The 2,623-nt window shown below is 65.3% G+C and carries 3 protein-coding genes; all 3 read right to left on the bottom strand.

Going from position 1 to position 2,623, the window contains the following annotated elements:
• Positions 1 to 159 precede the first annotated feature (159 nt).
• Positions 160 to 1,149: a tyrosine-type recombinase/integrase gene (locus NKH17_RS33245; RefSeq protein ID WP_352819823.1), complete on the bottom strand. Its 990-nt coding sequence runs from the start codon at positions 1,147 to 1,149 to the stop codon at positions 160 to 162.
• The gene (locus NKH17_RS33240; RefSeq protein ID WP_352973534.1) at positions 1,146 to 2,051 is read right to left on the bottom strand and encodes a tyrosine-type recombinase/integrase; all 906 of its coding nucleotides are present in this window, start codon (positions 2,049 to 2,051) and stop codon (positions 1,146 to 1,148) included. The genes NKH17_RS33245 and NKH17_RS33240 overlap by 4 nt, the downstream gene beginning before the upstream one ends.
• Positions 2,051 to 2,623, bottom strand: a 573-nt coding sequence (locus NKH17_RS33235) for a tyrosine-type recombinase/integrase (RefSeq protein ID WP_352973533.1), incomplete at its 5' end; no start/stop codon positions are given. The genes NKH17_RS33240 and NKH17_RS33235, both read right to left, overlap by 1 nt.

Raw genomic sequence — 2,623 nt, 5'->3', positions numbered from 1 at the left:
TGCCGGACCGCGGCCCTGGGCGGTCACGCCGAACACTGCGCCGACTGCGGTCTCGTGCGGCAAGCCTATAACTCCTGCCTTATGGGCAGATCCAGTAATGGGGAGTCGGCGACGACTTGATCACGCTCTTGCGACAGTCGCCGCCAGCCCGGCTCACCATTACGAGGTGCGCTTGAGGAGTGCTATCAGCCTGTCGGACGGCTGGAAGGCTCCCCGTCGCAGATGCGGCGGAATGATCGCCTCCATCGCATCGAGCTTTTCAGTCGGGTCGCCACGCGTGTAGACCTCGGTCGTCGTCAGCGTGGCATGGCCCAGCCATAGCGACACTTTCCGGATGTCATGCGTCGCCTGCAGAACGATCATTGCGCAGGTGTGCCTGAGGACGTGAGGCGAAACGCGCTTCTTGGCGAGACCGGGCTGCTTGCGAGCCGCGGTCGCGGCGTGCTGTTTAAGCAGATAAGCGAAGCCCCATCGGCTCAGCGGCTCTCCCCGGGCGTTGACGAACACCTCGGGCACGGCGGGCTGGCCGCGAATGGCAAGCCATGCGCGCAGTGCTGTGGCTGTGCTCTTCCATAACGGCAGTGTTCGTTCCCTCCGCCCCTTGCCGAGAACGCGGATGCTCATCGACGGCAAGTCGATGTCCTCGATCTTCAGGCCGGTCAGCTCGGATACGCGCAGCCCCGCACAGACAGCCAGGTGCAGCATGGCGCGGTCGCGGATGCCCTCCCACGTCGTGGGATCGGGCGCGTCGAGCACGGCTTGTAACTCCTCCCGCAGTAGATAGGGAACCAAGCGCGCATCCGTCTTCTTGAACGGGATCGCCAGGACGCGGCGGATCTGATCCAGTGCTGCCGGTTGCCGGTACTCGAGGAAGCGGAAGAACGACTTGATCGCCGCCAGTCGCACGTTGCGCGTCACAGCCGCGTTCTTTCGGTTGTCCTCGAGATGCTCGAGGAAGGCGCTCACCAAGCCAGCGTCGATCTGCTCCAACGTTAGCAGGGAGGGTTTGACCTTGAGCTTTTCGGCGGCGAACACGAACAGCAACTGGAAGCTCAGGGCGTAGGAGTCCTGCGTGTGCCGACTGACGCCTCGCTGGCGGGAGAGCGTCTCGCGCAGGAACGCTTCAATGAGAGGAGCGATCGGCGTCATGACTGCCGTCCCTCCGACAGGAACTCTTCGCCGGCCGCAGCGACGTCGCGCATGAGCTCAGCGGTAGCTTCGAGATACCAGTAGGTCGCATAGATGTTGACGTGGCCCATGTAGGTGGCCAGCGCCGCCATATGCGCCCCGCATCGGCTTCGGCCGGCCGGGCTGCCCTGCAGCGCACGCACGGCGAACGTATGCCGCAGATCGTGCAGCCGAGGACGGCGCGTCGTCCTCGATCGGATGCCAGCTATGTCCACCAGCCTGTCGAAGAGCTCTTTAACCGCGATGTAGCGGAGTGCCCGACCACGCTTGTCGATGAACACCGGATCATCGTGCGAGCGCGGCCGTCGATGCGCCAGATAGCGTTCCAGGCCTGCTGCTGCCGTGTCGTGCAGTGGCACCAGGCGCGTCTTGCGGAACTTGGTCTCGCGGATCAGCAGGCCGTCGCCGGTCACGTCGGCAACCGTGAGCCTCAGAGCTTCTGAGATCCGCAACCCGGTGGCCGAGAGCAGCGCGATCAAGGCTGCAAAGGTGAGCGGGCGCAAGCTGCCCTTGGGCCGAAGCCGCAGCGCAGCCTCGATCAGGCGATTGATCTCGTCTGCCGAGTAGATGTGCGGTGTGCGGCGCCTCTTGCGAGCACCGAAGTGATTGGCGGGCGGCAGCTCATGCCCGGCGTCCTCGACTTGGGTGTGGCGCACGAAGCGGCAGATGGCTCTGAGTCGTGCATCGCGTTGCGCCACGGATGGCCCGAGCGCGGCCCATTCGATCGCCGCTTGCGTCTCAACGTGCGTTTGCGCGCGCTCGGCCGCGAAGGCGGCAAAGCTCTTCAGCAGGTACTCCGCATTCGACATCGCGAAGCCCGTGGCGCGGCGCAGGGCGAGATAGGTCTCGATCGCGTCCAGCATCACAGCGCCTCCGGCCAGGGCTGAGCGACCTGCTTCAAGAGCGCGACATCGGCCTTGGCGTAGTAGGCCGTCGTGTCGATGCCTCGGTGGCGGAGGACCAGACCGATCTTCTCGAGCGGAACGCCGCAGCGCAGCATCTCGGTCGCCGCGGTGTGCCGCAGGACGTGCGCCCCCTTTGCCGACGTCACGATGCCGGCGCGCTTCATGACGCGCTTCATCACCGACGAGATTCCATCGCCGTTCCGGAACGGTCGGCAAGGCGCGATCGTGCGCAGGAACACGCGATCGCTACGACAGGCGGACGGACGGCATTCGAGATAGGCGGCGATCGCATCCCCGACGTCTTGCGGGAGCGGCAGGCGGACCTCGTAGCGCGCCTTGCCTGTGACCCGGAGCGAGCCCGCCTGCCACTCGATGTCGGTGAGACGGAGTTGCGCCACGTCGCCGGCCCGCAGTCCGAGGCGGGCCAACAACAGCAAGATCGCGAGATCACGTCGACGCGCACTGGTGTCACCATAACAGGCGGCGATCAACTGATTGACCTGCTCGGCCGACAAATATCGCGGCATGTC

Source organism: Mesorhizobium sp. M1334, from assembly GCF_040317995.1.
Classification (GTDB): Bacteria; Pseudomonadota; Alphaproteobacteria; order Rhizobiales; family Rhizobiaceae; genus Mesorhizobium.
Note: the sequence above shows the minus strand (reverse complement) of the source record. Positions and strands in the feature narration are given on the sequence as shown.